This window comes from Streptococcus oralis, from assembly GCF_001983955.1.
GTDB classification, from domain to species: Bacteria; Bacillota; Bacilli; order Lactobacillales; family Streptococcaceae; genus Streptococcus; species Streptococcus jiangnanensis.
Genome location: NZ_CP019562.1, coordinates 531,845 through 558,061, shown reverse-complemented (window position 1 = coordinate 558,061; position 26,217 = coordinate 531,845). Strand labels below are relative to the sequence as shown.

The following is a 26,217-nucleotide window of genomic DNA, read 5'->3' as shown; positions in this document are numbered from 1 at the left end:
AATCAATGTAAACCCTTTCTTTTCCTTAGTCCTGAGTGACTTTGGGATAACGTATGAAGAAGGTCAAGCGATCGCCCTGCATCTCAAAATGATAAGGTAATTTCTCGTGTTCTAATAAACTTTTGACCACAAAGAGTCCCATCCCCGAACCCTTGGCCTTGCGACTAGCATTGTCAGAAAAAGACTGGGCCAATTTTTCTTGTTCCTCAGGACTACAGCTATTCTCGATATAGAGTTCCCCTTCTCTCTCTCCGATACGAACCAAGCCGCCTGGAATAGAGTGCTTGATAGCATTACTGATGAGATTAGATAGAATCAATTTCATGACAGATGGATTTATGTAAGCCTGCTGATGAGTTAGGCTAATGTCTACCTGAAGTTCTCTATCCTTGGCGAGTAAAGCATAATCCTTGACCAGACTTTGAGTCATCTGAAGGAGGTCAACCTCTTCTTTCTCGTCTCGCAATTCCTGAACAGAAGAAAGAGACAATATCTGGAGAACGTGGTGACTGAGGTCGTCCACAATCCCCAAGGCAACTCCAAGATAGTGGTCTCTATCCTTATAACGGCCGACATTTTCTTTCATATTTTCGATTAGGATTTTCAAACTAGCCAGAGGTGTTTTCAGTTCATGAGAAGCCCCTCGTAGGAACTCAACCTTCATCTTCTCCAGCTGGAGAATAGCTTCATTCTTGTCATGCAAGTCCGCAATGACAGTCAAGAGATGCTGGTATAGGCTATTGATTTGTTCCTTGAGATCGCCAATCTCATCCTTAGAATCCACGCGCAATCGCACTTGGGCATCCAAATCCATCATCCGACGGGTCACCCGCTTGATTTCCAAAATCGGGGCAACAATGGTCCGAGCGTAGATGTAGGCCACCAAAAGAGAAATCAGAAAGGATGCCAACAAAGTATAGGGAAGAAACTGGAGACTAATCTGCTCTGCTTCCTTTTGCAAGTCCATTGAAGCTAGAAATTGGAGAGTCATGGTGCTACCATCTTGCGTTTTCACCTCACGCTCCTCAATAAAAAGGGAAGTAGTTTGACGTTCCGTATCCAGAGGAAGATTGTCCTTGACTTCTAACTTGTCCTCGGTCATCTCTCCCTTGACAGCTCCTTTGATATCACTGCTCTGGGAATACAAGTCCAACACTTGCTCGATGCTTTGCCTATCTTTTCCGTCTAGGGATTGGGCAATAGCAGTCGCTTTCTGGCCAATGGTTTCCTGACGATGGCTCAGATAAGTAGAGGGAAAGAGAAAATAAATGGCTAAATGAAGACAAATAACCAGAACACTAAAAATCGAGAAGGTATAGATAAATATCTTTGTAAACAAACCTGTTCGTTTCATTTTCGCTCCAATTTATAACCAACATTGCGCACCGTGAGGATACAATCCAAGTCTAGCTTTTTCCGCAGTTCCTTGATATAGACATCAATGACACGATCAAAGGGAACCTCATCTGTCGCCTTCCAGACAGCATCGATAATCTGAGAACGAGTCAATGCCCGTCCTTCATTTTTCACCAGATAGTCCAGAATTTCCAACTCTTTGGCATTAATGGCCACTTCTTGACCTGCGAGGCTTGCACTGTAACTCTCAAAGTCCACCTTGGTATCTTTATAAGAGAAGACTCGTCCTGTATCGTAGTAGCGCTTGAAAATCGCGTCCACCCTTACTTTTAAAAGGGAGAGAGAAAAGGGCTTTTCCAGATAACCGTCTGCTAGCGAAGCAAAAGCACTCATCTTGTATTCTTCATCCTGAAAGGCGGTCAACATCAAGACAGGAACCTGACTGGTCTTACGAATCTCGGCTAGGACTTCTAAGCCATTAAGCTTGGGCATCTGGATATCCAGCAGTACTAGAGCAACTTCATGGCTGGAAAATTTTTCCAGAGCTTCTTGACCGTCCGCAGCCTCAATGGTTTCATAACCACAATCCGTCAAATAGTCACTGATTCCCTCACGGATCATCTCTTCATCTTCTACAATTAAAATTTGCATAGAAAAAACGTTTCACATTCCTTTAAATTTCTTGTAAATCTCTCTATTTCATCCTGATAAAACCACTTCCTATCAAGGCGAAATAGATAAAAATGCTACCTATATTATACCCCATTTAGGGGAGAATAGGTAGCAAGTTTTTTATTCGCTATCGAGCAAGAGCTCTTTTGGTTGTTTTCTGAGGAGATTGCTTGAAGCAAGCGCCATAACAAGAACGACTAGAACTAAAGCAAGGACAAAGACGATGATAAAGTCTGATGTCTGAATGGAAATATCTAGGCTCGACAAGGTCTTGCTAAAGCCATCTACTTCTGCACCACCACCAAGGTTAGAAGCTTGAGCCGCCTTGCTGGCTTGCTTGGCAACACCTGAAGTGACATTGGCAAGAACAGTATTTCCGATTGCACGAGCTGTGTAGTTGGCTAGGAAGTAAGCAGAAACAAGAGCAGGGATGGCAATCAGGATCGATTCGGTGATAAATTGCCCCAAGATACTTGCCTGCTTGAGACCGATAGAGAGGAGAATTCCCACTTCCTTGCGACGGGCGTTGATCCAAAGACTGAGCAAGAGTGCAAGGAGAAGAACTGAGAAGCTCAAGCTACCCCAGAAGAGGAGGTTGGCCATCTTGTACATACCAGAGATGGATTGCTCTAGAGCTGGGTAGTTAGAGGAGCTCTTCACAAGTGTGTAGCTCTTCCAGTTGATACCGCTGATACCATTCAACTCTTTCATGACGTCATCCAAGTTCTTGTCCGCTGTTACAAAGAAGGTTGCGTCCCCATAAATAGCTGTGTCTTCTGTGTATCCATAAAGTTTTGCAGCAGTGTGAATGTCTGTGATAGCTGTGTTTTCATAGAGCTCTTGTGAGTAGGTTACTGCCGACTTATTGTGCCCATCAAAGAGTCCCTTGATTGTCACTTCGACTGTTTCCTTAGCCCCTTTTTCATTGTCTGCATCGTAGACATTAGAGTCCAATTTGACCTTATCTCCGACTTTCCAACCGTGTTTGGCTGCCAAGTCCTTGTGCATGAGGATCTTGTCCTTGTCGTCGTTGGTTAGGTGCTCACCTTCAACCAGCTTATATGAGCCAGAGACAAACTTGTCTTCTTTAGAGGAGTCATTGACACCTGTAATCATCAAACTACTTCCAAACCGTTTTGCTCGGTCAGCAGTGAGATTTTTCTTGGTTTCTGGCGTTTCGATGAGGTCGTATCCAGTCAAATCTCCGATGGCGTTGATGCGTTTAACATAAGACTCGATGGCCTTATTTTCGGTGATTTTTTTGATATCCTCACCCTTGATATTCCCAGAACCACGTGGCGTTCCTTGATTGACGCGACGATTGATTTGCATGGAGAAGCTATTGGTGATATTTTTAAAGGTCTCCTGAGAAGCCTTGGCAGTAGCTCCCTTGATCGACAAACCGACCAAACTCAAGCTCGCCATGAGGAGAATAATCAGGAAGATAACAATCGATTTGAAAAACTTCCTTGTAACATAGGCAAATGCGTTGTGTAACATAGGTTCCCTTTCTAGATTTGATTTCATAATTCTATCAAAACAAGCTCATCTTATTTTGTAGTATTGCGAGTTTCAGTTAATTTCTTATTCTTCAATTCAAGTGTAATATCTGACGCTTGTGCCACTTCTTTACTGTGGGTGACGACGATCACACATTTACCTGTTTTCTCGGCAAGTGATTTGAGCAGTTCGATAATATCTCCGGCAGTTTTAGGGTCCAGATTTCCTGTTGGCTCATCAGCTAGAATAACTGGAGCTTCTGATACTAAACTGCGAGCGATGGCTACACGTTGCTGTTGACCACCTGATAACTGGAGAACGTTCCGCTTGATCTGACTTTCATCCAAACCAAGCTCAAGAAGTGTATCCTTGCTTGCTTTTTTGTTGACCAAGCGGATATTTTCCAGCGGAGAAAGATAATCTATCAAGTTATAATTTTGAAAGACCAGGGAAATATGGTGCATGCGATGGTAAGAATATCCCTTATTCCGAATGTCCTCTCCTTGGAAAAGGATAGAACCCTCGACAGGACTATCTAGACCAGCCAGTAGGGACAAGAGAGTGGATTTTCCTGCTCCTGACTCACCAATGATACTATAAAATTTTCCGGGTTCAAAATTATACTTGATCTGATATAAAACTGCTTCAGCAGTGTTCTTATAACGGTAGGTAACATCTTGCAATTGTAATAAAGTCATGATTTCTCCTTCTTAACTAATAGATGATAAAATTTCTTTCGGCGATTTTCTAAATAGAAATACGAAACAAAGGGCTACAGACAAGCAACCAATCAGGAGCAGAAAGACATAGGATTCTGCAAAGGATAGGAGACTGGTTGATAGACCACTTGCTTTGGCCAGAGTGTCCTGTAAGGTTGCCTGATCTCCACTGGCTAGTACAGTTTGGAGTAGATAGGATGTGATGGCATTTCCTGCAACAAATGCTGGAAGCAAAGCTCCAAGAGATACCAACACCACTTCTAAACAGAATTGTAGGAAGATTGAACTCTTGCCTTTTCCAAGTGCGAGTAGAATCCCCACTTCGTAGACCCTTTCTCTCAACCAGAGGGACAAGACCAAAATCAAAGCTCCTGCTCCAGCTATCAACATCCCATAAAGGAAGATGGTGAGGAAGGTTTGGAAGGTTGCCACTGAGTCTTTAATTTGTTCAAAGGCCTTGTTTTCCTTCTCAACTTGGTAACCTTGACTTTCTAAAGCCAAGTTTTCTACCTGCTTCATGAGTCCGTCCATTTCCTTAGGATTTTCTACATAGAAGCGCGCTGCACTGACTTGCGGTTCACTATTTCCCAGAAGGGTTTGGCTGCTTTCATAGTCTGTAAAGACCTGGTTTTCACTGAAGTCGGAAGACAAGCCTGTGAACTTTTCTTGTTTTTTACCAGAAAAGATGCCGACAATTTCAAACTCTACTGTTTGCCCCTTTCCAGCTTCGGACTGACCAGCATCCAAGCGAATCTTGTCGTGAAGCGAAAGACCATTCTTCTTGGCCAACTCTTCGTGGATCAGGATTTTCTTGGAGTCCCCTTTTTGAAGGTGTCGCCCTTCTTTTAGATTGAAAGCCGAACTGGTAAAGGTGACATCCTTGGATGAATCCTCGAGAGCCGTTAAGCTAACCAAGTTCTTGTCTGCAGCTGACAAATCATCACGTTCTACGCTCTGCTCACCACTCACCGCTTCCTTGTCTTTCAGTTTTGCGACCGTCTCAAGTTCAGGAGAGACATTTTCCAGTCCCTTAATCTTGCTCACGGATGCAAGGTCAGACAACTTGAAGGTCTGTCCATTTTCTATCTTTTTGATAGAAAAAGATGTGTTGAGTGATTTGTAAAGATTGCTTTCTACTGTTTTGTTGGACTTCATCAGAGTCAAACAGGCTGACATTCCTGCTAAAAGGACAAATAAAATCAGAAATAAAATAAAACTTCTCAGTCGTTTTCTGCTGACATAAGCCCAAGCTCTTTGGATTGGATTCATTTGTCACCTCCATATTTGTAAGACTATTATAAAATCCAAATATGAAATGTTTATGAAATCAAAAATTTTTTTTGATTTATTTTTTGAAAAAACAAAAAAGCTAGCAAACGCTAACTTTCCTTCATATATAAGGATAAATAGTACCAATCAAAAATCTACTTCATTTTAAAAATGATAGTCACATCTTTCTGATTAGTATTTTTCCATCTCCTAAGTTCTTCATTTTCTGACTTGTGTTTGAGGATATTCTTGATAGAATGAAATGGAAAACTCAGTTTAAATGTTCTGATACAATGACTGTTCTTGATACCAATATTATTCGATATAGGAAACGTAGCCTCTAATCTTCTTTGTAAAAACAAAAAGAGCTAGCCAAAGCTAACTCTTACCCTATGCGGAGAGAGGGACTTGAACCCTCACGACCTAAAGCGGTCACAGGATCCTTAGTCCTGCGCGTCTGCCAATTCCGCCATCCCCGCGTCGATTACTTTACTAGTATATCAACTTTCAAAATCTTTGTCAACACTTTTTTCAGATTTTTTTCATTTTTCCAACAGTCTTATAATTCAATTTCAGCAAGGTTTTCATCCAGTAATTTTGCTCCCAATGTGTTCTTAAAATGCCCAAGAGCAAACTGATGATTTTCTGGCCAAATAGAGGCAACCGCAGGCTTGACAATCTCGATTTGATAACCTAAATTATAGGCATCAATAGCCGTATGAAGAACACAAATATCCGTCAAAACACCTGTTAAGATAACAGTATCAACCCGACGTTCCCGCAAACGGATATCTAAGTCCGTTCCTGAAAATGCTGAATAGTGACGTTTGTCCATCCAAAAGACGCGACTATCCGCCTCATGCTCAACATAAAAGTCAGCTAGGGGGCCATAAAGGTTACGACCACTAGTTCCGATGATGTTGTGTGGTGGAAAGAGCTTGCTTTCTGGGTGGAATGAATCCTTCTCTTCATGAGCATCAATGGTGAAAAAGACATAGTCTCCACGATCAAAAGCTAATCTGGTTGCCTGATCAATGGCTTTTGATATTGCTTGAGCAGGTGCTCCAGCAGTTAGCTTTCCATGGTCTGCTACGAAATCCTCTGTATAGTCAATCGAGATTAAAGCTTTTGCCATTAGTAGTCCCTCTTTTTCACTTCCTCAAAAATATCACCAATTAGAACTTTGAGATAAGTCCCCTTCATTCCTAATGAACGACTCTCAATAATTCCCGCAGACTCCAATTTACGAAGCGCATTGACAATCACTGAGCGTGTAATGCCAATACGGTCTGCAATAACTGATGCCGTCAGCTGCCCTTCATTTCCATCCAATTCAGCTAAAATAGCTGATACGGCACGAAGTTCTGAATAGGAAAGGGTGTTGACCGCCATGGTAACAGCCGTACGACGGCGAATATTCTTCTCATCTTCTTCACGTTGGAAGTTCAATAGTTGAATTCCCACAACCGTGCTCGCAATCTCGACAAGAATCAAATCTTCATCTTCAAACTTCTTGTCATTACGCCAAATGATCAACGAACCTAGGCGAATCCCTGATACATGAATCGGAGCGATGGTCGTCAACCCATCTGGAAAGTCCGCACGGCTCTCTACAGGGAAAATAGTCAAATCATGTTCAACAGGAAGATTGGCTTCCGTATCATAAATCATGTTTGCGCCTTGTACATAGACCTCAGGGAAGGTTTTGGTTTGGAAGAATTGTTCTACACGGTCATTATTGGTCTTATAACGCATAAAGTAGCCTAAGAGACGTCCCTTGTTATTCACAATACAAGCGTTACAATCAATAATATCAGCTAACTGGCGTGTGATCGCATTGTAAGGAAGTTCATCTTGGAGTTGCTCCTCAGAGCGCTTTAGAATAGACGTGATTTTTCTTGTTTTTTCTAATAAATGTGCCATTTTTTACCTCGCATATAATCGCTTCCATTATAACATAGAAAAGTCTTTATTTCAATAATTATCTGAAAATTGCTTATTTAATTGCAATTTTGAACAGCAAAAATATTTTAGAAAAAAAGCAATTTTTTTATTGACATCCTATTTTATTTTTGATATCATAACATTATAAGAAGATGACATGATAAATCCCTTTCCGTTTCACCTATCCTTTACTATCACCATCTTCTTTTACTATCGGTCTCCTTATATATAAAAGCGATTCACAGTGTGAATCGCTTTTTTCTATTTGTCTCCTTTGTTACGAATAACAAAGCCAGTCTTCTTTTCGCTTGAAGTGTTGCGAGGTTTTTTATTGTCTTTATTACGGTAACGTCTGTCTTTATCAAAACGATCGTTCCCACGACTGCCTTTCTTGAAATCATCACGGCGACCATTGCCACGGCGATCACGATCTCGACGGTCGTCTCCACGACGGCCTCCTCGACCTCCCTTGCCTTTGCCACCAAAGCCATTACCTGATGGTTTAAATGGCAGTGGTTTTTCACGCGCAATCTCCACTTCAGGAAGGCTGTCTGGATCTTGGACTGTCAGACTCAAGATATACATAGCCAATTCTTCTGGACTAAATTCAGCAGCTAACTTACGAGCGTCTTTAGCAAATTTCTCAAAGTTCCCACGAATGGCTTCGTCTGCGAAGTCTCGTTCGATTTTCTTGAGCGCTACTTGTTTCTTAGCTTGGAAGGCTTCTTCTGCTGTCGCTGGTTTCAAGCCTTTCATGCGCTTCTTAGTCAAGTTTTCAATAATTTGAAGGTAGCCCATTTCATTTGGAGAAACAAAGGTAATAGATTGACCTGACTTACCAGCACGACCTGTACGACCGATACGGTGAACATAACTTTCAGGATCTTGTGGAATATCGTAGTTGTAGACGTGGGTCACACCTGAGATATCCAAACCACGTGCTGCTACGTCTGTCGCAACTAGAACATCAAGATTCCCATTTTTAAAATCACGAAGGACACGAAGACGTTTGTTTTGGTCCAAATCACCATGAATCCCTTCTGCACGGAAGCCACGGATTTTAAGACCACGAGTCAATTCATCTACACGGCGTTTGGTGCGACCAAATACGATAGCAAGTTCTGGTTGTTCCACGTCCATGAGACGGGTCATAGTATCAAATTTTTCTTGTTCCTTAACACGGATATAGTACTGATCCACTAGCTCTGTTGTCAATTCCTTGGCAGCAATCTTCACATGCTCAGGGTCTTTCATAAACTGAACACCGATACGTTTGATAGCATCTGGCATGGTTGCTGAAAAGAGCAAGGTTTGACGATTTTCAGGGACACGGGAGATGATGGCTTCAATGTCTTCAAGGAAGCCCATATTGAGCATTTCATCCGCTTCGTCAAGAATCAGAGTTTCAATATCTTGTAATTTCAAGGCCTTGCGTTTAATCAAGTCCAAGAGACGGCCTGGTGTTCCTACCACGATGTGAGCACCAGATTTAAGGGCCTTGATTTGTTTTTCAATGCTGGAACCACCGTAAACTGAGCGAACTTTCACTCCCTTGCTACGGCCAAATCGGAAGAGTTCTTCTTGGCTTTGAACAGCGAGTTCACGAGTTGGAGCGATGACCAAGGCTTGGATGGTCGCTTCTTCTGTACGGATTTTTTCAAGGGTTGGCAAGCCAAAGGCTGCAGTTTTTCCTGTACCAGTCTGAGCTTGACCGATAACGTCTTTTCCTTCGAGAGCCAAGGGAATGGTCTGTTCTTGGATGGGACTGGCTTCTACAAATCCAGCTTTTTCAATCTCTGCTAGCAATTCAGCAGACAAGTTAAATTCATTAAATTTCACGTTATTCTTCTTTCTAAAGATGGTGCGAAGCCATCCTATAGCGCTTAGTATATACTTTTCTTTTCATGATGTATCTTCTTAAAAAACGAGATACCGTGTTGCTTCTTTTCCACGAAAGAAAAGTACGAGTTTCTTTGCAACCTATCTAGTATAACACAAGAGCGGGGCAAAAGATAGTAGAATCCATTAGAAAAATCATGTAAGCGGTTTTTGGATTTCCTTTTTGATTGAACGACCTAGATAATAAGACAAAGCCAAGGCTATACTATATAAAATGAGAAAAACAAACAAGGTTTGTGTGTAAGAATGAGCTATTTTATAAGTCTCTGCTAATAAAATAGGCCCTGCTAAACCAGCCACTGCCCAAGCTGTTAAAATATATCCATGCAGAGCGGCCAATTCCTTGGTTCCAAAAATATCACTGAGATAAGCCGGAATCAATGAAAAACCAGCTCCATAGCAAGTCATCAAAATAGACATAGCAACTACAAATAAAACGGAATCTGTAAAGAGCCAAAGTGAGAGAGAAAAGAAAAGATTGACAAGCAGTAATATACTAAAGGTTAGAGGGCGACCGATATAGTCAGATAAACTCGCCCAGAGCAAACGACCAAACCCATTGAAAATCCCTAAAACGCCCACCATTACTGCTGCATGACTTGTAGACAAGCCAGCCATCTCCTGTGCCATTGGCGATGCCGCTGATATTAAGCCTAAACCACAAGCTATGTTGATAAAGAAAATAATCCAAAGTATATAAAACCGATTGCTTTTCAGGGCCTGATTCGCAGCCATTCCTTGCGTCAAAGAGGCTGTTTTTTCTTTCCCTGAAACAGATAAAATTGCAAGCTCTTGCTCATTTGGACGCTTAATGAATTGTGAAGCGAGGAGCATGATAATAAAGTAACTTGCGCCTAAAATATAAAAAGTTTCTACAACCCCTACCCCTGCGATGAGATGTTGCGCTATGGGACTAGTCAATAAAGAAGCAAAACCAAACCCCATAATCGCTAAACCTGTTGCGAGACCACGTTTATCGGGAAACCATTTTATAATCGTTGACACAGGGGTAATATAGCCTGCTCCCAAACCAAGTCCACCTAAAATACCATAAGCGAGATACAATAACCACAGCTCCTGACGGTCTATTGCAAATCCTGTTAAGATATTTCCACCTGCGTATAGAAAAGCAGATAGACTCCCCATGACTCTCGGACCAAATTTTTCTACCAAACGCCCCATAAATGCAGCCGATAATCCCAAACAAAAAATTGCTAGACTAAAGGCAAAGGCAACAGAAGCCTGATCCCATCCCGTTTTTTCAATAATAGGGTTGCGATAAACACTCCAAGCATAAGTCGAACCCAGCATTAAGTGTAAAATGACCCCAGCAAAGGCAATAATATAACGATTCGATTTCATAAAACCTCCTATTTTCGAACATTTATTCTATTTTATATAAAAATAGATAGGATTTTAGTTTATCAACCTTGTCAAAAAATTACTAGTTTTTTGTCTGGAAAGCGTTTTTATCTTTTTCTGTCTTTTTCGTAGCAGATTTGTGCAAAAAGTGTTTTCTTATGCTAGAATGAAAATCGAATAGGAGGACTATAAATGTTAACATATGATTTAATCGTTATTGGATTTGGTAAAGCTGGGAAAACACTAGCTGGTAAATTAGCTTCAGCTGGCAAAAAAGTTGCCCTCGTTGAACGTAGCAAAGCTATGTACGGTGGAACTTGTATCAACATCGGATGTATTCCAACTAAAACCTTGCTAGTTGCTGCTGAGAAAGATTTGTCTTTTGAAGAAGTCATTGCTACCAAAAATACTATCACTAGTCGCCTCAATGGTAAAAACTATGCGACTGTTGCGGGTACAGGTGTGGATATCTTTGATGCGGAAGCTCACTTCCTTTCAAACAAAGTCATCGAAATCCAAGCTGGTGATGAAAAACAAGAACTGACTGCTGAAACTATCGTTATCAACACTGGTGCTGTTTCAAACGTCTTGCCAATCCCTGGACTTGCTACAAGTAAGAATGTCTTTGACTCGACTGGTATTCAAAACTTAGACAAATTGCCTGAAAAACTTGGTGTCCTTGGTGGTGGAAATATCGGTCTTGAATTTGCAGGTCTTTACAACAAACTTGGAAGCAAGGTAACAGTCCTAGATGCCTTGGATACTTTCCTACCTCGTGCAGAACCTTCTATCGCAGCTCTTGCTAAACAATACATGGAAGAAGACGGTATTGAATTGCTTCAAAACATCCGTACTACTGAAATCAAAAACGACGGAGACCAAGTTCTTGTCGTAACTGAAAACGAAACTTACCGTTTCGATGCCCTTCTCTACGCAACTGGACGTAAACCAAACGTCGAACCACTTCAACTTGAAAATACAGATATCGAACTTACTGAACGTGGTGCTATCAAAGTAGACAAACATTGTCAAACAAACGTTCCTGGTGTCTTTGCAGTTGGAGACGTCAATGGTGGACCTCAATTTACCTACATCTCACTTGATGACTTCCGTGTTGTCTACAGCTACCTTGCTGGAGATGGCAGCTACACACTTGAAGACCGTCTCAATGTGCCAAACACTATGTTCATCACACCTGCACTTTCACAAGTTGGTTTGACTGAAAGCCAAGCAGCTGATTTGAAACTTCCATACGCAGTGAAGGAAATCCCAGTTGCAGCAATGCCTCGTGGTCACGTAAATGGAGATCTTCGCGGTGCCTTCAAAGCAGTTGTCAATACTGAAACAAAAGAAATTCTTGGAGCAAGTATCTTCTCAGAAGGTTCTCAAGAAATCATCAACATCATCACTGTTGCTATGGACAACAAGATCCCTTACACTTACTTCACAAAACAAATCTTCACTCACCCAACCTTGGCTGAGAACTTGAATGACTTGTTTGCGATTTAAGTTGAGACTGATTTGTTAGCCAACAGCCCTCTTTGGGCTGTTTTTGTTTCTGCGAAATCTCAAATCTGTCTTTTCCCTCTTTTATGATATAATAGAAACATGAAATTAAAAACTACTTTGGGCCTCCTTGCTGGGCGTTCTTCTCACTTCATATTGAGCCGTCTTGGCCGTGGAAGCACGCTCCCAGGAAAACTCGCCCTTCAATTTGATAAAGATATTTTACAAAATTTAGCTAAGAACTACGAGATTGTCGTGGTCACTGGAACCAACGGGAAAACCCTGACAACTGCCCTCACTGTCGGCATTTTAAAAGAAGTTTATGGTCAGGTTCTTACTAACCCAAGTGGTGCCAATATGATTACAGGAATTGCGACAACCTTCTTGACTGCCAAATCGTCTAAAACTGGGAAAAACATTGCCGTCCTCGAAATTGACGAGGCCAGCCTATCTCGTATCTGTGACTACATCCATCCTAGCCTTTTTGTCATCACTAACATTTTCCGTGACCAGATGGACCGCTACGGTGAAATTTACACAACTTATAACATGATTTTGGATGCCATTCGTAAGGTGCCTACTGCTACTGTTCTCCTCAATGGTGACAGTCCACTTTTCTACAAGCCAGCTATTCCAAATCCAGTTCAGTATTTTGGTTTTGACTTGGAAAAAGGACCAGCCAAACTAGCTCACTACAATACCGAAGGAATCCTCTGTCCTGACTGTCAAGGCATTCTCAAATATGAGCACAATACCTATGCCAACTTGGGTGCCTATATCTGTGAAAATTGTGGCTGCAAACGTCCTGACTTGGACTACCGTCTGACAGAATTGGTTGAATTGACTAACAATCGCTCTCGCTTTGTCATTGACGGACAAGAATACGGAATCCAAATCGGTGGGCTCTACAATATCTACAACGCCCTTGCTGCGGTCGCTATTGCCCGTTTCCTCGGTGCCGATTCACAACTCATCAAGCAGGGATTCGACAAGAGTCGCGCTGTCTTTGGACGTCAGGAGACCTTCCATATCGGTGATAAGGAATGCACCCTTGTCTTGATTAAAAATCCAGTCGGTGCAACTCAGGCTATCGAGATGATCAAACTAGCGCCTTATCCATTTAGCCTATCTGTCCTTCTCAACGCCAACTATGCTGATGGGATTGACACTAGCTGGATCTGGGATGCTGACTTTGAACAAATTGCTGACATGGACATTCCTGAAATCAACGCTGGTGGTGTTCGTCATTCTGAAATCGCGCGTCGTCTACGAGTGACAGGCTATCCAGCTGAGAAAATCACTGAAACAAGCAATCTGGAACAAGTTCTCAAGACCATTGAGAACCAAGATTGTAAGCATGCCTATATCCTGGCTACCTATACTGCTATGCTAGAATTCCGTGAACTGCTGGCTAGTCGTCAGATTGTTAGAAAGGAGATGAACTAATGGTTTATACTTCACTTTCCTCAAAAGCTGGCAACTACGCTTATCAGCTCAACATCGCCCACCTCTATGGAAACCTCATGAATACCTACGGGGACAACGGCAACATCCTCATGCTCAAGTATGTGGCTGAAAAACTGGGGGCTCATGTGACAGTTGACATCGTTTCTCTCCATGATGACTTTGATGAAAACCACTACGACATCGCCTTTTTCGGTGGCGGTCAAGATTTTGAACAAAGCATCATTGCTGGCGATCTTCCTGCTAAAAAAGAGAGCATTGACAACTACATCCAAAACGACGGAGTGGTTCTAGCTATCTGTGGTGGTTTCCAACTATTGGGCCAATATTATGTTGAGGCTTCAGGTAAACGCATCGAAGGGCTCGGTGTCATGGGTCACTACACCCTCAACCAGACTAATAACCGCTTTATCGGTGACATCAAGATCCATAATGAAGAATTCGATGAAACCTACTATGGATTTGAAAATCACCAGGGACGTACCTTCCTTTCTGATGACCAAAAACCGCTGGGACAGGTTGTCTATGGAAATGGAAACAACGAGGAAAAGGTCGGCGAAGGGGTTCATTATAAGAATGTCTTTGGTTCCTACTTCCACGGACCTATCCTCTCTCGTAATGCCAATCTAGCTTATCGCCTAGTCACTACTGCCCTCAAGAAAAAATACGGTCAGGATATCCAACTCCCTGCCTATGAAGACATTCTCAGTCAAGAAATCGCTGAAGAATACAGCGACGTGAAAAGCAAGGCAGACTTTTCTTAAACTAAGGAAAATTAGATAAAAGAACTCCCCTATCTTGTCGGAGTTCTTTTTACCTGTTCTTTTACCCTTCTCCCTTGCATTTTCTCTCATTTTTTGCCAAAATAGAGGGGTAGAAAGAAGGTAGCATATGTCTAAATTACAACAAATCGTAACATATCTTGAATCAGAAAAACTAGACGTCGCTGTCGTATCTGACCCCGTCACTATTAATTACCTCACTGGCTTTTACAGTGATCCCCATGAACGCCAAATGTTCCTCTTTGTTCTAGCGGATCAAGAACCCCTCCTTTTTGTTCCAGCTCTTGAAGTAGAGCGTGCAAGTAGCACCGTTTCCTTCCCAGTTGTGGGCTATGTGGATTCTGAAAATCCATGGCAAAAAATCATAAATGCTTTGCCTCAACACGACTTCAAACGTGTCGCTGTTGAGTTTGACAATCTCATTTTGACAAAATACCATGGTTTGAAAACAGTCTTTGAAACTGCTGAGTTTGAAAACCTCACTCCTCGCATCCAACGCATGCGCCTCATCAAATCGGCTGATGAAGTCCAAAAAATGATGGTTGCAGGTCTCTATGCCGACAAGGCGGTCAAAGTTGGTTTCGACAATATCTCTCTTGATAAAACAGAGACAGATATCATCGCCCAAATCGACTTCGCCTTAAAGCGTGAAGGCTATGAAATGAGTTTTGATACCATGGTCTTGACTGGTGACAATGCTGCAAATCCACACGGAATTCCTGGTGCAAACAAGGTCGAAAAAGACGCCCTTCTCCTCTTTGACCTGGGTGTCATGGTTAATGGCTACGCATCAGATATGACTCGTACGGTCGCTGTCGGCAAACCAGACCAATTCAAAAAGGATATCTACAACTTGACCCTTGAAGCCCAACAAGCTGCCCTTGACTTTATCAAACCAGGTGTGACTGCTCATGAAGTAGATCGCGCTGCTCGCGAAGTCATTGAAAAAGCTGGTTATGGAGAGTACTTCAACCACCGTCTCGGTCACGGTATCGGTATGGATGTCCACGAATTCCCTTCTATCATGGAAGGAAACGACATGGTCATCGAAGAAGGTATGTGCTTCTCTGTTGAACCTGGTATCTATATCCCTGGTAAAGTTGGTGTTCGTATCGAGGACTGCGGTGTTGTCACTAAGGAAGGGTTTGACCTCTTTACCAGCACCAGCAAGGACTTGCTTTATTTTGATTAAACTAGACAAACAAAAAGTCAGCTCAAATAGCTGACTTTTTTATTTCCTAAATTGTCAAATTAAGCTAGACTTTTCAAGTAACTCAGAAAAACTTGGTAAGGTGATTGATAATTCAATGATTTTCTAGGAATTCTATTTCTTTTATCAGCTATAGCTGATAAATAATTTTGAGAAATATTAGTAAAATCCATTTGTTTCGGTAATCCATTTCGTCTTAATAAGCCATTAGAATGTTCATTGAGATCTCGTTGACCAGGACATCCTAGATTCGCAAAGAAAATATCAATGTCATGTACATTCGAAATAGATTTCCAATTAGAAAATTCTTTCCCACAATCAAACGTTATCGATTTAAAGAGATGACTGGGAACTTGAGACAACCATTGATTGATTGATGGAGGCCTCAATATCACTTGCTTTCCGTCCATTGGTTTTCAATGTGATGATGGCTTTTGAGAGGCGTTCTACTAAGGTAATGACTGCACTTTTGTGTTTTATCCTACAATTGTATCCCCTTCTAGATGACCGAATTCCGTCTTAAAATTAGGAGAACTGTCTGATTTTGCTTCTCACCATTTTTCTGGCTTGTTCCCTCTTTTTAGCTGTTTCTTTGGGTTCAATTACTATTGACATACAAGATACTTACCAGATTATTTTCAGCAAGCTTGGCTTTTCCCTTGGCACAGACAAACTATCGCCCTCTACAATAGCTATTGTTTGGAACATGCGTGTTCCAAGAGTGATCTTGGGAATCCTAGCTGGTGCTGGCCTTTCTGTCTGTGGCAGCGTCTTGCAATCTACTGTCAATAATCCTATCGAAGAGCCTTATATCCTAGGAATTTCAGCGGGTGCAACCTTCGGATCCACACTGAGCATTATCTTAGGACTCAAATCCATTACTGGCACAGGTGCCTTTATAGGAGCCATTCTGGCATCGGCAGTGGTCCTTTTTATCGCCTTTTCCAACTTTATCATTTCTGTCGGTGCTAATGCTGACAGCCTTATGACAATCCAGTTCTGGAAGATGTCCCAGCGGTCAAAAATCAGAAAATCATGACCATCTCCTATGATGAGTTCATGGATTATGGACCTACTGTAATCGACTCACTCGAGAAAATCAATGACTTTGTTAATAAATAAGACCTTTGTCTGGGAGGGTATCACTGTCAATATTGCCCTGCCCCAAGATTATGACGGATCACGACCTTATCCAGCAATCTTGCTAAATGATGGACAGACAAACTACCTGAGCAAGCTTTCTTCATCAGTAATCTTGATCGGACTAATATCAAACAACAGGCTGGATGATTATACACCCTGGAAAGCCAATGCTCTAAAGCCTGGCAATCCCGATTTTGGTGGTAGAGCAGATAGCTACCATCAGAAACTATTCAACGGTATATTAGCAGAAATCAGACGGCACTACCTACTGGATGATAAGAGAATTGCCTATGGTGGCTACTCTCTCGGTGGACTAGCAGCTGTTTACAGTCTCTATAGTGTCTGCGAAGTTCCCTGTGTTTTTTCTATCTGCGGTTCCTTTTGGTACCCAGGTTTTACCGACTTTTGCCGGACACAGGACTTGAAAAACAAGGACTGTCTAGTCTATTTGCAGAATGGAAAGACTGAAGGCGCGAATCACTCAAATCGACTTTCCAAAGCTCCTTTTTATGCTGTAGAAATTCATCGCTTGATTCAGAAAGAAATCCTTACCACTTGCTCCGTCTTTGATCCTTACGGTCATCATGAGGCTCTCAAAGAGCGCTATGCTGACTTTGCCGACTGGCTGGCCACACAATGGCATATCAACTAATGAAAATCCACTTTGTCAGCTGCTGTAAGTGACAAAGGGGATTTTTAGTTTATTAATGCAAGCAAAAGGCTCTCACCAGTAAAATGTAAAAGTCTTGAGTAGAAAGATTTATTCAATCTTCTCCCCAGCCTCCAACTCCAGTAGGAAGGCTTTTTTATCAAGGCCGCCGGCATAGCCAGTCAAATTTTATTTCGATTTAAATTCTACCCTACTTTCAGCAGCCATCAGTTGGTCAGAAAACGAATAGGATTCATAATTATTATCAGGGTTATCCGTCCACATTTCACATTGCTTGATAACAGTCACAATAGCGTCTTCAACACCCTCTGGTGGATATTTGTATTTCCTAAGGAGCCGTTTAACAAGCATGCGCATACGAGCACGCGCAGAATGTTTTTTCTGCCAATCAATAGTTCTGCTTTTGCGCAATGTCTCCGTTAATTCATGAGTCATTGCAACAAGCTCATCATTTTCATAAAAATCTTTGACTGCTTGTGGTTGCGTCAAAGCATCATAGAAAGCTAATTCTTCATCTGTAAGACCCAAAGAATCTCCCTCTTCGTGAGCCTTCGCCATTTCTTTGGCCATTTTCATTAATTCAGCAATAACTTCTTCATTCGAAAGCATGCCATTCAGATATGCTCTCATCGCTCGCGAAAGAATTTCAGAGAACTTTTCGGATTTGACTAAATTTGTTCTTTGATATAAGGTAATCTGCTCTTGTAATAATTTTTTTAAGAGTTCTACCGCTATGTTTTTTTCCTTCATTTTAGAGATTTCATCTAAAAATTTAGGATCAAATAACGAAAATCCTGTATCAATATCTGAGAATAAATTAATGACACCTTCACTCTTGATAGAAGCTTTTAGTAATTCATTGATACGATCATTAATATCTTTCAGAGAAAGCTTTTTACCCTCCCCAGTTATTCGTGTCAGCAATGTTCTGACTGCTTCAAAATAAGCTGCTTCAAAACGTTGCTCAGGAGTAAGCAAAGAACGACAAAGTGATAACGCTTGGCGTAAGAGTAACGATTCTTTTATGAAGAGCTCTTTCTTCTTCTCCTTGTCTACACTTGACAAGAAGTTTACCCCGCCACTAATTGTTTTAGCTCTGATTAAATCACTTGATTTAGAGAGCATGAATTCTGAATAGTCAAACCCATAAAACAAATCACGGCAGACCTCTAGTTTTTCGACAAACTTTGGTAAAGCTGTCTTAGCTATATCAGTGTCCCCAAAGTTATCTTTGTCTCGATTTGTATAATCGTTCATGGCTTGCTTTAAAGCACTTGCAATACCGATATAATCAACTACAAGTCCACCCTCTTTATTTTTGTATACACGGTTAACACGAGCGATTGCCTGCATAAGATTATGACCTTGCATTGGCTTATATACATACATAGTTGCAAGGCTAGGAACATCAAATCCAGTCAGCCACATATCAACGACGATAGCAATCTTAAATGGGCTTTCATTGTCTTTAAACCTTTTAGCCATCTCTTCTTTATGTCGCTTATTCCCTACTATATCATGCCATTCTTCCGGATCATTATTACTAGAAGTCATGACAACTCCAATTTTTTCTGTCCAATTCGGACGCTTTTCAAGTAAGGTACGATAAATTTTCATCGCAATCGGACGAGAATAAGCAACAATCATTGCTTTTCCAGTTAATTCCTGCGCACGATTTTCTTCATAATGGGTAATGATATCTTCACACAAGGCACTAATAGTTTGATCGGCCCCTAAAATACTATCAAGACGACCCAATTCCTTCTTGCTTCTATCAATCGCATGTGATTCAGCGCTTTGTGCCATCAAGTCATACTCTGTGTCAATCAAACGCAAGATACTTTCATCTAGTTTTAAATGCATGACGCGACTTTCATAATAGACAGGCCGAGTGGCGCCATCTTCAACCGCCTGTGTCATATCGTAAACGTCAATGTAATTACCAAAAACCTCTGTTGTAGACTTATCTTTAGTAGAAATAGGAGTTCCAGTAAATCCAATATAAGTCGCATTAGGCAAGCTATCTCTAATCAGTCTGGCTGCTCCGACGACTAGTTTCGCTTCGCTTTCTCCATCTTTTCCTTTGGTAATTTTAATCTTTTCTTCAAGTCCATACTGACCACGATGAGCCTCATCTGCCATGACAACAATGTTTCTTCTATCAGAAAGCGCCTCTTCTGACTCTGAAAACTTCTGCATAGTTGTAAATATAATGCCATTGGCTTGGCGACCAGTCAATAGTTCTTTCAGATGCAAACGGCTCTCTGCCCGAATCGGTGTCTGTCTCAGAAAATCTTGGCATTTGGAAAACTGTCCATATAACTGTTCGTCTAAATCATTTCGATCAGTCAAAACGACAATAGTTGGCGAGTCTAAAACTTTCTGCAGCAGATGAGCATAGAAAACCATGGATAGAGATTTCCCACTCCCTTGCGTATGCCAGAAAACACCTCCCCGTCCATCGCTTTTAGTTGCATTCAAAGTAGATACTGCAGCCTTATTCACTGCAAAATACTGATGATAAGCCGCTAAAATCTTAGCATCCTCAGAAAAGCAGATAAAATTCCTTAAAATATCCAAAAATCTAGTCTTATCAAAAATACCTTCAATGAACGTGGTAAAATTAGCATACTGAGTATCTTCAAAACTACCATCAGTGGTCTTCCACTCCATAAAGCGGTCTTCACCAGCAGTAATTGTCCCCGCCTTTGAAGTGGCTAGATCCGTCATTACGCAAAAAGCATTATAGTTAAATAAATTTGGAATTTCTTTCTGATATGTTTTAAGCTGACGGTAAGCATCAGAAGCATCTGTTTCTTGGCGAGAAGGACTTTTCAACTCAAAAACAACTACTGGCAAACCATTCAAAAACACTATAATATCAGGACGTTTATTACTCTTCTCTACAATTGTCCATTGATTAATTACAGTAAAAGAATTATTATTTACATTATCGAAATCAACTAAATAAACGAGATTAGATTGTTTTCTTCCTTGATGAAAATAGGAAACTTCTATACCGTTTTGAAGATAATTTGTAAAAATCTTATTTTTTTGAAGCAAGGAACCTGTTTCAAAACGCTGTAACTTTTCAATTGCCTCTTGAATTGCAACAGTCGGTAGCTTAGCATTGATCCTTTCTAAAGCAGAATAAAGCTCTTCCAAATATAAAGGTGTTCTATAATCACGCTCTACATCTGGACCATAAACATATGAATAGCCCAAACTATCACGAAAAAGTTCAATGACCGCGTGTTCGTAGTTGTCCTCAGTGAATCCCATAAATTAAACTCCATTCTATAAATAGTATACTAAACTTACACTATTCATCAAATAATACAAACTTTTTTGAAAAATATATTTTCCCTAGGGAATCAATAGCATAGCCATAAGCTTTTTTTCCACTTAAATGCTTATTAATAAACTGTTGTCTCAAGTTTTCTTGAATACATCCAAAATCAGCAAACTCACCAGTTTTTAAATAACTAGGCAGCGTATTATTAAAAACCCCCATGTTTGTTATAAAGGCAAATCTCTTTTTTGCATATCTTGAATGAGTAACTCCGATCTGAGTAATGATTACTTCCTGTCTCCCAACATTAGTAATCGTTACATTAGTATAAATTTTTTTATCCAAAGAACCTACTGGAATGATTACTTGTGTACTTACCCGTATTTTATTTATCGAATCTTTACGAGAAAGATACAATGAAACAACAACTGCACCAATCGTACCAATTGCTGAAAGTGCTTCCCAAATATTTCCTAAATCAATTATAACTTTCAATTTTATACTACCTTTTTCATTTTGTACGCTAAATCATCATTTACTGGCTTGATTGACAGAGAGTTCACCAGATAAAAGTTTGGGTAGGAGAGTATCTCTTAGTTTAGATAACCTTTGAATTTCTGAAAGGTTGAAACAAAATAACTCATAAAGAGGAGAGAGTACTTTGTCTAACTCAATTAAATCTTTAAATGTTACATTCAAGTCATAACTATTCACTGAAAATGGACTCAAGTTTGCTTGTGCAGAACCGCTAGAAAGTTTGATTAAGTCTGTAATTATATTTTGCTGTTGCAAAATAGACCAAAGGACTGCATAAGAAAGTTCTGTTTTAGCATAAAATAAACCAACACGCTGATTTACATATCCCTTAAAATTTTTTGGAATAACGCCGATTTTTCCAGTAGTCGCCCCCGTTAGAGCCATTACAATTTCTTTTCCAAACACCTCAAAGTTTGAAGCCTTTGATAATTGAGACTTATTTTTTACATAATTTAGATTAGTAATATCAACAGTTATCCCATCTATATCTTTTATTTTGATTACTGGTTTACCTTCGTCAACCCAGTCTTTACTCTTAAACGCATAGCCTGATTTTAATTCAAATATATCTCCTAATTTAATAGAATTACTTGAATAGAAAATCTTCAAATAATTCTTACTAATAGCCGCTAAATGATGATTTATCTTTTTATTATTCTCAATTTTATCATCTAGCACCTTAAGAATTTTACCAATTCTAATTTGTTCTTTTAACGGAGGACATAGAATTTCGTGATTTTTGAGAACATCTAGCTGAACTCTTTGTCTGCCTGAAGTTCCTACCATTGATTTAATAGCAACTCCTCTGATATTTGGAGCAATCATTAAATAATAAACGAAATTTTCATCACTAATATTTTCTTTGGCTCTTACAACAATAAACTCAGTAGACCCAAACCCTACTTCATCTTTGTCTAATAAATTTACCTTAGACGTTTTTCCATTTTCAAGACTTGGAGTAATACGTGCCATTAAAGTATCCCCATTTCTGAATTTGGTACCACCTCTAAATTCAAAATACTCAAACTCGGGAATATCGCGCGTAAAAGGTTCTAATTTTTCCATCGCTATTTTTTTAGCAATAGCTCCCTTTGACAAAGTTTCTCGGGGATTAAATTCTATAATATCTGAAAGTTTCACTTTCTTCCAATTATTCAATTTCTACTTCTCCTCAACCTATATATTTCCTATGCGAATTTTTTACATTCGCTTGATTGACCATGGCATAGTGCATGGTGGTATCTATCTTGACATGGCCAAGTAAGTGCTGGACTTGTTCGATGGGCATGCCCTTGTCTATGGCGCGTGTCGCCAATGTCCGTCTGAATTTATGCGGATGGACTTTATTTAAATCTGCTTTTACACCGAGTTGTCTCAATCTTGTTTCTACCCCTCCGATTAGCAATCTATCATGTGGAGATGACAAGGAAACGAACAAAGCTGGATTATCATCCTGACGACTGTCCAAGTAGTTTATCAAGTGAATCTTTGTTCTAGCGTCGAAGTAGACGATTCGCTCACTATTCCCTTTACCAAAGACAATACATTCTCTTTCATAAAAATTAATATCCTCTCTATTCAATCTCACTAGTTCACCTACCCGCATTCCAGTTGAAGCCAATAAATCAATCATGGCCAAATCACGAATTTCATGACAGGTATCTCTCAGCAGTTCTAATCCTTCATCAGAAAAAGTTTCTTTAATCGTTTTATCCGTCTTTATCTTACGAATCCGGCGCACAGGGCTTTTGAGAATGAAATCCTCATCTTCAAGCCAACTAAAAAAACTACTAAAAATCCGACGCATATTATCAATAGTTACTTTGCTAGATTTTCGTTCTCGTTGATAATGTGCAAGATAAGTCCGTAAGTCACTAGTCGCTATATCTCTTACAATCAAATTAAGACTGGTAAACATATTCTCAATGACCATTCTATAATATTTTAAAGACTTTTCACTACAACCTTCAATCCGCTTTGCAGAAATAAATAACTCAAGCAATTTCTCATTACTCTTCTGCTTATTTACTGTTTTTATTTCTGCAATTTCTACATTGATAAAAGCCGCCATTAGTACCTTTTGCAGATTTTCTAATTGTTGAGTACTTAAATGATTGGCCATATCTGTTGTAATTTGTGTGATTAATTTATCTTTCATAAGCTACCTACCTTTCGTTTTTATTATACTCTATGGATAGCTTAAAACGATAAATCATCATTTAGAGCAGATGGCCTTATCTATTTTTAAAGAAGAGTTTAGTAAAAAAGAAGTCACCAACAAATTAGGAGATTTCTTCCCTGTTATTACCGGCAAAAAAGATGCAAATATTGCAAAAGGAGGAGAATATCCGTTTTTTAGTTGTTCTCAAAACATTTCTTATACGGACAATTATTCATTTGATGCTAGAGCAATTTTATTGGCAGGTAATGGAGACTTTAATGTTAAAATATTTAATGGAAAATTTGAAGCTTACCAAAGAACTTATGTTCTAATCCCTAATAATGATGAACACTTTGGCTATCTGTATTATGCAATTAAATATTTTTTAAACGATATTACTTCTGGACATAGAGGTTCTGTCATAAAATTTATAACAAAAGGTCAGATAGAACATTTTGATATTTTTATGACAAGTAATAAAGAAAAATTATTTTTATTCAACTCCTTTATTGAGAATATAGCCAACAACAATAAAGAAATTGATAAACTAACTAATATTAGGGACACTCTCCTCCCAAAACTTCTGTCTGGCGAAATTTCTATTGATCAAGCCAGTAAATGATGATTTATCTTTTTATTATTCTCAATCTTTTCATCAAGTGAAAAGAATAGTCTGGAAATATCTTGTTGTAATTTTCTTGATTCAGGAAATTGTATAATAATATCATTCAATAATCGTTGTCGATTTAACTCAGTCTGCCCAGTTGATCCTTCTTGTAATCCTTCAATTTTTACTTGTTGTGCTTTAAGAGCATAACCTAAATACAAAGGATCTATTTTCTCTTCATCTGGTCTAACAATTATCATATGTCCATCTACAGTAGTCAATTCAGGTACTTTTACTAATTGAGCAACTCGTCCTGCTGTTCCAACGCCTGTAGAATTTATCAAAATATCATAATCTATTAGTATCTTATTTGTAGGTACTTTTTTCTTCAATAAATCATTTAACCGTGACAAAGAGTAATCAATTTGAAAATTTCTATTCGTCCTTTGATTAAGTACAACGATAGTATTATCGGATTTAGTCTCAATATATTTTGGTGGAATACCTTTTGAAACAAAGCTAACAAGTTCACCTAAATTTACCTCCTTATATTTCAAACCCAATCTCCCCCAATCTTTCTCGAATCTCATCTTCTAATTTATGGGATTTAATAAAAAGTTCTGATAGTTCTGTCGTCAGTCGGTCCATCTTCTCTTCAAATGGTTCTCCGTCATCTTCTTTTTCCTCAATACCTACATAACGCCCTGGCGTAAGAATAAAATCTTGCTTTGCAATTTCTGCTGTTTCAACAGACGCACAAAAACCTTTAACATCTTCAAGGTTTCCATTTTGAAAGGCTTCAAAGGTATCTGCCAACTTCTTAATGTCTTCGTCGATAAAGTCGCGATGCTTACGGTCAATCATTTCTCCCATATTTCGAGCATCGATAAACAGCGTCTTTCCTTTTTGTTTTTTATTTTTACTGATAAACCAGAGACAGGCTGGAATAGTTACACTGTAAAAGAGATTAGCTGGAAGAGCTATAATTCCCTCAATTAAGTCATCTTCGATAATTTTTTTACGAATGTCCCCTTCACCGCTCTGAGTCGATGAGAGTGAGCCGTTTGCCAGAACCAAGCCAACCTTGCCATTACTAGGATCCATGTGATGAATCATGTGCTGAATCCAAGCATAGTTTGCATTGCTATTAGGTGGCGTTCCGTATTTCCAGCGAATATCATCTTGCAGTTTATCTGCTCCCCAGTTGGAAATATTAAAAGGGGGATTAGCCATGATATAGTTAGCTTTTAGTGTCGGATGTAAATCATTGAAAAAGCTGTTCGCTTGGTGCTCACCAAAATCCGCATCAATACCTCGGATAACCATGTTCATCTTGGCCATCTTCCAAGTATCTGCATTAGATTCTTGACCAAAAACAGATAAATTATTAATATTCCCACTATGATTCTCTATAAACTTAGCTGACTGAACAAACATACCACCTGAGCCACAAGCAGGATCATAAACACGGCCTCTATAAGGCTTTAATATTTCTACAATCGTTTTTACGATACTGGTCGGAGTATAAAATTCACCGCCTCGTTTTCCTTCATATGCCGCAAACTGTTCAATACAATATTCATAAGCACGCCCAAGTAAATCTTTTTCATTCTCACCTTCATACATTTGAATATTAGTAAAAATATCTACAACTTCCCCTAAAACTCGCTTATCTAAGTCTGGACTTGCATAGATTTGAGGAAGGACATTCTCTAGACTAGGATTATCCTTTTCAATTTCACGCATAGCTGAATCCAAGACTGTGCCAATTTCCGAAGAATGGGCATGACTCGCAATAAATTGCCATCTAGCTATTTCAGGGACGAAGAAAATATTCTCCTCTGAATATGCATCAGGATCATTCTCAAATCCGTCACCCTCTGCAAGTAATTGTTGGTATTTTTCTTCAAAAGCATCTGATACATATTTTAAAAAGATGAGACCGACAATAACTTTTCTGTACTCTGACGCTGAAATGTGCCCCCGAAGTGAATCTGCAGCATCCCATAGTTCCTTTTCAAATCCAATATTTGCGTTTGATTTTTTCGCCATTTTATACTCTTTTCCTATTTTAATCACATCCATTTTACCATATTTAAAGTAAGTTAAAAAGCACCGAACGAT

Annotated in this window: 21 protein-coding genes, 1 tRNA gene and 4 pseudogenes; 8 read left to right on the top strand and 18 right to left on the bottom strand. The window is 39.7% G+C overall.

Annotated elements, in window-relative coordinates:
- Positions 1 to 25 precede the first annotated feature (25 nt).
- From vncS to BWR56_RS02605, 10 genes are all read right to left on the bottom strand, one after another.
- Positions 26 to 1,354 (bottom strand): sensor histidine kinase VncS, encoded by a 1,329-nt coding sequence (vncS, locus tag BWR56_RS02650; protein WP_076984415.1) that lies wholly within the window; start codon positions 1,352 to 1,354, stop codon positions 26 to 28.
- Positions 1,351 to 2,007, bottom strand: coding sequence for a response regulator transcription factor VncR (vncR, locus tag BWR56_RS02645; protein ID WP_001166283.1), 657 nt, complete (start codon positions 2,005 to 2,007; stop codon positions 1,351 to 1,353). The genes vncS and vncR overlap by 4 nt, the downstream gene beginning before the upstream one ends.
- Before the next feature lie 141 nt (positions 2,008 to 2,148).
- Positions 2,149 to 3,528 (bottom strand): ABC transporter permease subunit Vex3, encoded by a 1,380-nt coding sequence (gene vex3 / locus BWR56_RS02640; protein WP_042902562.1) that lies wholly within the window; start codon positions 3,526 to 3,528, stop codon positions 2,149 to 2,151.
- A gap of 50 nt (positions 3,529 to 3,578) precedes the next feature.
- A complete protein-coding gene (vex2, locus tag BWR56_RS02635; protein WP_000173736.1) occupies positions 3,579 to 4,226 on the bottom strand; it encodes an ABC transporter ATP-binding subunit Vex2 in 648 nt (215 codons plus the stop codon).
- A 12-nt stretch (positions 4,227 to 4,238) separates the two neighbouring features.
- On the bottom strand, positions 4,239 to 5,516 hold the full coding sequence (locus tag BWR56_RS02630) for an ABC transporter permease (protein WP_001068266.1): 1,278 nt from the start codon (positions 5,514 to 5,516) through the stop codon (positions 4,239 to 4,241).
- 393 nt (positions 5,517 to 5,909) lie between these two features.
- Positions 5,910 to 5,995 (bottom strand) — tRNA-Leu (locus BWR56_RS02625).
- An 80-nt stretch (positions 5,996 to 6,075) separates the two neighbouring features.
- Positions 6,076 to 6,651: a cysteine hydrolase family protein gene (locus BWR56_RS02620; protein WP_076984414.1), complete on the bottom strand. Its 576-nt coding sequence runs from the start codon at positions 6,649 to 6,651 to the stop codon at positions 6,076 to 6,078.
- Entirely contained in the window at positions 6,651 to 7,439 is a 789-nt protein-coding gene (gene codY / locus BWR56_RS02615) for a GTP-sensing pleiotropic transcriptional regulator CodY (RefSeq protein ID WP_000940725.1), read from the bottom strand. Before codY ends, BWR56_RS02620 begins: the two co-directional genes overlap by 1 nt.
- Positions 7,440 to 7,721: 282 nt before the next feature.
- Positions 7,722 to 9,299 (bottom strand): degradosome RNA helicase CshA, encoded by a 1,578-nt coding sequence (locus BWR56_RS02610; protein WP_049505228.1) that lies wholly within the window; start codon positions 9,297 to 9,299, stop codon positions 7,722 to 7,724.
- A gap of 195 nt (positions 9,300 to 9,494) precedes the next feature.
- Complete coding sequence (locus BWR56_RS02605; RefSeq protein ID WP_076984413.1) at positions 9,495 to 10,721, bottom strand: L-lactate MFS transporter; 1,227 nt, start codon at positions 10,719 to 10,721, stop codon at positions 9,495 to 9,497.
- A 192-nt stretch (positions 10,722 to 10,913) separates the two neighbouring features.
- On the opposite strand from BWR56_RS02605, the gene BWR56_RS02600 reads away from it, so the two are divergent.
- The 4 genes from BWR56_RS02600 (at position 10,914) to BWR56_RS02585 (ending at position 15,665) form a co-directional block, all read left to right on the top strand.
- A complete protein-coding gene (locus tag BWR56_RS02600) occupies positions 10,914 to 12,230 on the top strand; it encodes an FAD-containing oxidoreductase (protein WP_000958953.1) in 1,317 nt (438 codons plus the stop codon).
- 99 nt (positions 12,231 to 12,329) lie between these two features.
- Positions 12,330 to 13,673, top strand: a complete 1,344-nt coding sequence (murT, locus tag BWR56_RS02595; RefSeq protein WP_076984412.1) for a lipid II isoglutaminyl synthase subunit MurT — start codon at positions 12,330 to 12,332, stop codon at positions 13,671 to 13,673.
- Entirely contained in the window at positions 13,673 to 14,455 is a 783-nt protein-coding gene (gene gatD, locus BWR56_RS02590) for a lipid II isoglutaminyl synthase subunit GatD (RefSeq protein WP_076984411.1), read from the top strand. The genes murT and gatD overlap by 1 nt, the downstream gene beginning before the upstream one ends.
- Before the next feature lie 127 nt (positions 14,456 to 14,582).
- The gene (locus BWR56_RS02585; RefSeq protein WP_076984410.1) at positions 14,583 to 15,665 is read left to right on the top strand and encodes a M24 family metallopeptidase; all 1,083 of its coding nucleotides are present in this window, start codon (positions 14,583 to 14,585) and stop codon (positions 15,663 to 15,665) included.
- A gap of 59 nt (positions 15,666 to 15,724) precedes the next feature.
- Here BWR56_RS02585 and BWR56_RS02580 read toward each other — a convergent pair.
- A pseudogene (locus BWR56_RS02580) lies at positions 15,725 to 16,213 on the bottom strand (IS30 family transposase); the annotation flags it as partial.
- A gap of 8 nt (positions 16,214 to 16,221) precedes the next feature.
- On the opposite strand from BWR56_RS02580, the pseudogene BWR56_RS09975 reads away from it, so the two are divergent.
- From BWR56_RS09975 to BWR56_RS02570, 3 genes and pseudogenes are all read left to right on the top strand, one after another.
- Positions 16,222 to 16,692, top strand: a pseudogene (locus BWR56_RS09975) (iron chelate uptake ABC transporter family permease subunit); the annotation flags it as partial.
- Positions 16,674 to 16,805 (top strand): annotated as a pseudogene (locus BWR56_RS09970) (metal ABC transporter substrate-binding protein); the annotation flags it as partial. The pseudogenes BWR56_RS09975 and BWR56_RS09970, both read left to right, overlap by 19 nt.
- Positions 16,786 to 17,478 (top strand): alpha/beta hydrolase-fold protein, encoded by a 693-nt coding sequence (locus BWR56_RS02570; RefSeq protein WP_076984409.1) that lies wholly within the window; start codon positions 16,786 to 16,788, stop codon positions 17,476 to 17,478. The pseudogene BWR56_RS09970 and the gene BWR56_RS02570, both read left to right, overlap by 20 nt.
- Before the next feature lie 186 nt (positions 17,479 to 17,664).
- Here the strand turns inward: BWR56_RS02570 and BWR56_RS02565 are convergent, their stop codons facing one another.
- The 5 genes and pseudogenes from BWR56_RS02565 to xerA all read right to left on the bottom strand — a co-directional run bounded on the left by BWR56_RS02565 (position 17,665) and on the right by xerA (position 23,483).
- Positions 17,665 to 20,778, bottom strand: coding sequence for a type I restriction endonuclease subunit R (locus BWR56_RS02565; protein WP_076984408.1), 3,114 nt, complete (start codon positions 20,776 to 20,778; stop codon positions 17,665 to 17,667).
- 40 nt (positions 20,779 to 20,818) lie between these two features.
- Positions 20,819 to 21,283, bottom strand: coding sequence for a hypothetical protein (locus BWR56_RS02560; protein ID WP_076984407.1), 465 nt, complete (start codon positions 21,281 to 21,283; stop codon positions 20,819 to 20,821).
- 36 nt (positions 21,284 to 21,319) lie between these two features.
- Positions 21,320 to 21,934 carry a restriction endonuclease subunit S gene (locus BWR56_RS10070; protein ID WP_206285420.1) on the bottom strand — a complete coding sequence of 205 codons (615 nt, stop codon included), beginning with the start codon at positions 21,932 to 21,934 and terminating at the stop codon, positions 21,320 to 21,322.
- Between the two features lie 15 nt (positions 21,935 to 21,949).
- Positions 21,950 to 22,483: pseudogene (locus tag BWR56_RS10065) on the bottom strand (restriction endonuclease subunit S); the annotation flags it as partial.
- 13 nt (positions 22,484 to 22,496) lie between these two features.
- Entirely contained in the window at positions 22,497 to 23,483 is a 987-nt protein-coding gene (gene xerA / locus BWR56_RS02550; RefSeq protein WP_076984405.1) for a site-specific tyrosine recombinase/integron integrase, read from the bottom strand.
- A 70-nt stretch (positions 23,484 to 23,553) separates the two neighbouring features.
- Between xerA and BWR56_RS02545 the strand changes: the two genes are divergently transcribed.
- Positions 23,554 to 24,108: a restriction endonuclease subunit S gene (locus tag BWR56_RS02545; protein WP_076984404.1), complete on the top strand. Its 555-nt coding sequence runs from the start codon at positions 23,554 to 23,556 to the stop codon at positions 24,106 to 24,108.
- Here the strand turns inward: BWR56_RS02545 and BWR56_RS02540 are convergent.
- Both BWR56_RS02540 and BWR56_RS02535 read right to left on the bottom strand, forming a co-directional pair.
- Entirely contained in the window at positions 24,093 to 24,650 is a 558-nt protein-coding gene (locus BWR56_RS02540; RefSeq protein ID WP_076984403.1) for a restriction endonuclease subunit S, read from the bottom strand. The two genes, BWR56_RS02545 and BWR56_RS02540, sit on opposite strands and share 16 nt — an antisense overlap.
- Positions 24,640 to 26,145 (bottom strand): type I restriction-modification system subunit M, encoded by a 1,506-nt coding sequence (locus BWR56_RS02535; RefSeq protein WP_076984402.1) that lies wholly within the window; start codon positions 26,143 to 26,145, stop codon positions 24,640 to 24,642. Before BWR56_RS02535 ends, BWR56_RS02540 begins: the two co-directional genes overlap by 11 nt.
- Between the last annotated feature and the right edge of the window lie 72 nt (positions 26,146 to 26,217).

Excerpts from the sequence above, each read along its gene's own strand:
- BWR56_RS02585 (WP_076984410.1), top strand. The coding sequence starts at position 14,583 with ATGTCTAAATTACAACAAATCGTAACATATCTTGAATCAGAAAAACTA.
- BWR56_RS02630 (WP_001068266.1), bottom strand. The coding sequence starts at position 5,516 with ATGAATCCAATCCAAAGAGCTTGGGCTTATGTCAGCAGAAAACGACTG.
- vncR (WP_001166283.1), bottom strand. The coding sequence starts at position 2,007 with ATGCAAATTTTAATTGTAGAAGATGAAGAGATGATCCGTGAGGGAATC.
- BWR56_RS02545 (WP_076984404.1), top strand. The coding sequence starts at position 23,554 with ATGGCCTTATCTATTTTTAAAGAAGAGTTTAGTAAAAAAGAAGTCACC.
- vex2 (WP_000173736.1), bottom strand. The coding sequence starts at position 4,226 with ATGACTTTATTACAATTGCAAGATGTTACCTACCGTTATAAGAACACT.
- BWR56_RS02535 (WP_076984402.1), bottom strand. The coding sequence starts at position 26,145 with ATGGCGAAAAAATCAAACGCAAATATTGGATTTGAAAAGGAACTATGG.
- BWR56_RS02620 (WP_076984414.1), bottom strand. The coding sequence starts at position 6,651 with ATGGCAAAAGCTTTAATCTCGATTGACTATACAGAGGATTTCGTAGCA.
- BWR56_RS02565 (WP_076984408.1), bottom strand. The coding sequence starts at position 20,778 with ATGGGATTCACTGAGGACAACTACGAACACGCGGTCATTGAACTTTTT.
- codY (WP_000940725.1), bottom strand. The coding sequence starts at position 7,439 with ATGGCACATTTATTAGAAAAAACAAGAAAAATCACGTCTATTCTAAAG.
- xerA (WP_076984405.1), bottom strand. The coding sequence starts at position 23,483 with ATGAAAGATAAATTAATCACACAAATTACAACAGATATGGCCAATCAT.
- vex3 (WP_042902562.1), bottom strand. The coding sequence starts at position 3,528 with ATGTTACACAACGCATTTGCCTATGTTACAAGGAAGTTTTTCAAATCG.
- BWR56_RS02605 (WP_076984413.1), bottom strand. The coding sequence starts at position 10,721 with ATGAAATCGAATCGTTATATTATTGCCTTTGCTGGGGTCATTTTACAC.
- murT (WP_076984412.1), top strand. The coding sequence starts at position 12,330 with ATGAAATTAAAAACTACTTTGGGCCTCCTTGCTGGGCGTTCTTCTCAC.
- BWR56_RS02600 (WP_000958953.1), top strand. The coding sequence starts at position 10,914 with ATGTTAACATATGATTTAATCGTTATTGGATTTGGTAAAGCTGGGAAA.
- gatD (WP_076984411.1), top strand. The coding sequence starts at position 13,673 with ATGGTTTATACTTCACTTTCCTCAAAAGCTGGCAACTACGCTTATCAG.
- BWR56_RS02570 (WP_076984409.1), top strand. The coding sequence starts at position 16,786 with ATGACTTTGTTAATAAATAAGACCTTTGTCTGGGAGGGTATCACTGTC.
- vncS (WP_076984415.1), bottom strand. The coding sequence starts at position 1,354 with ATGAAACGAACAGGTTTGTTTACAAAGATATTTATCTATACCTTCTCG.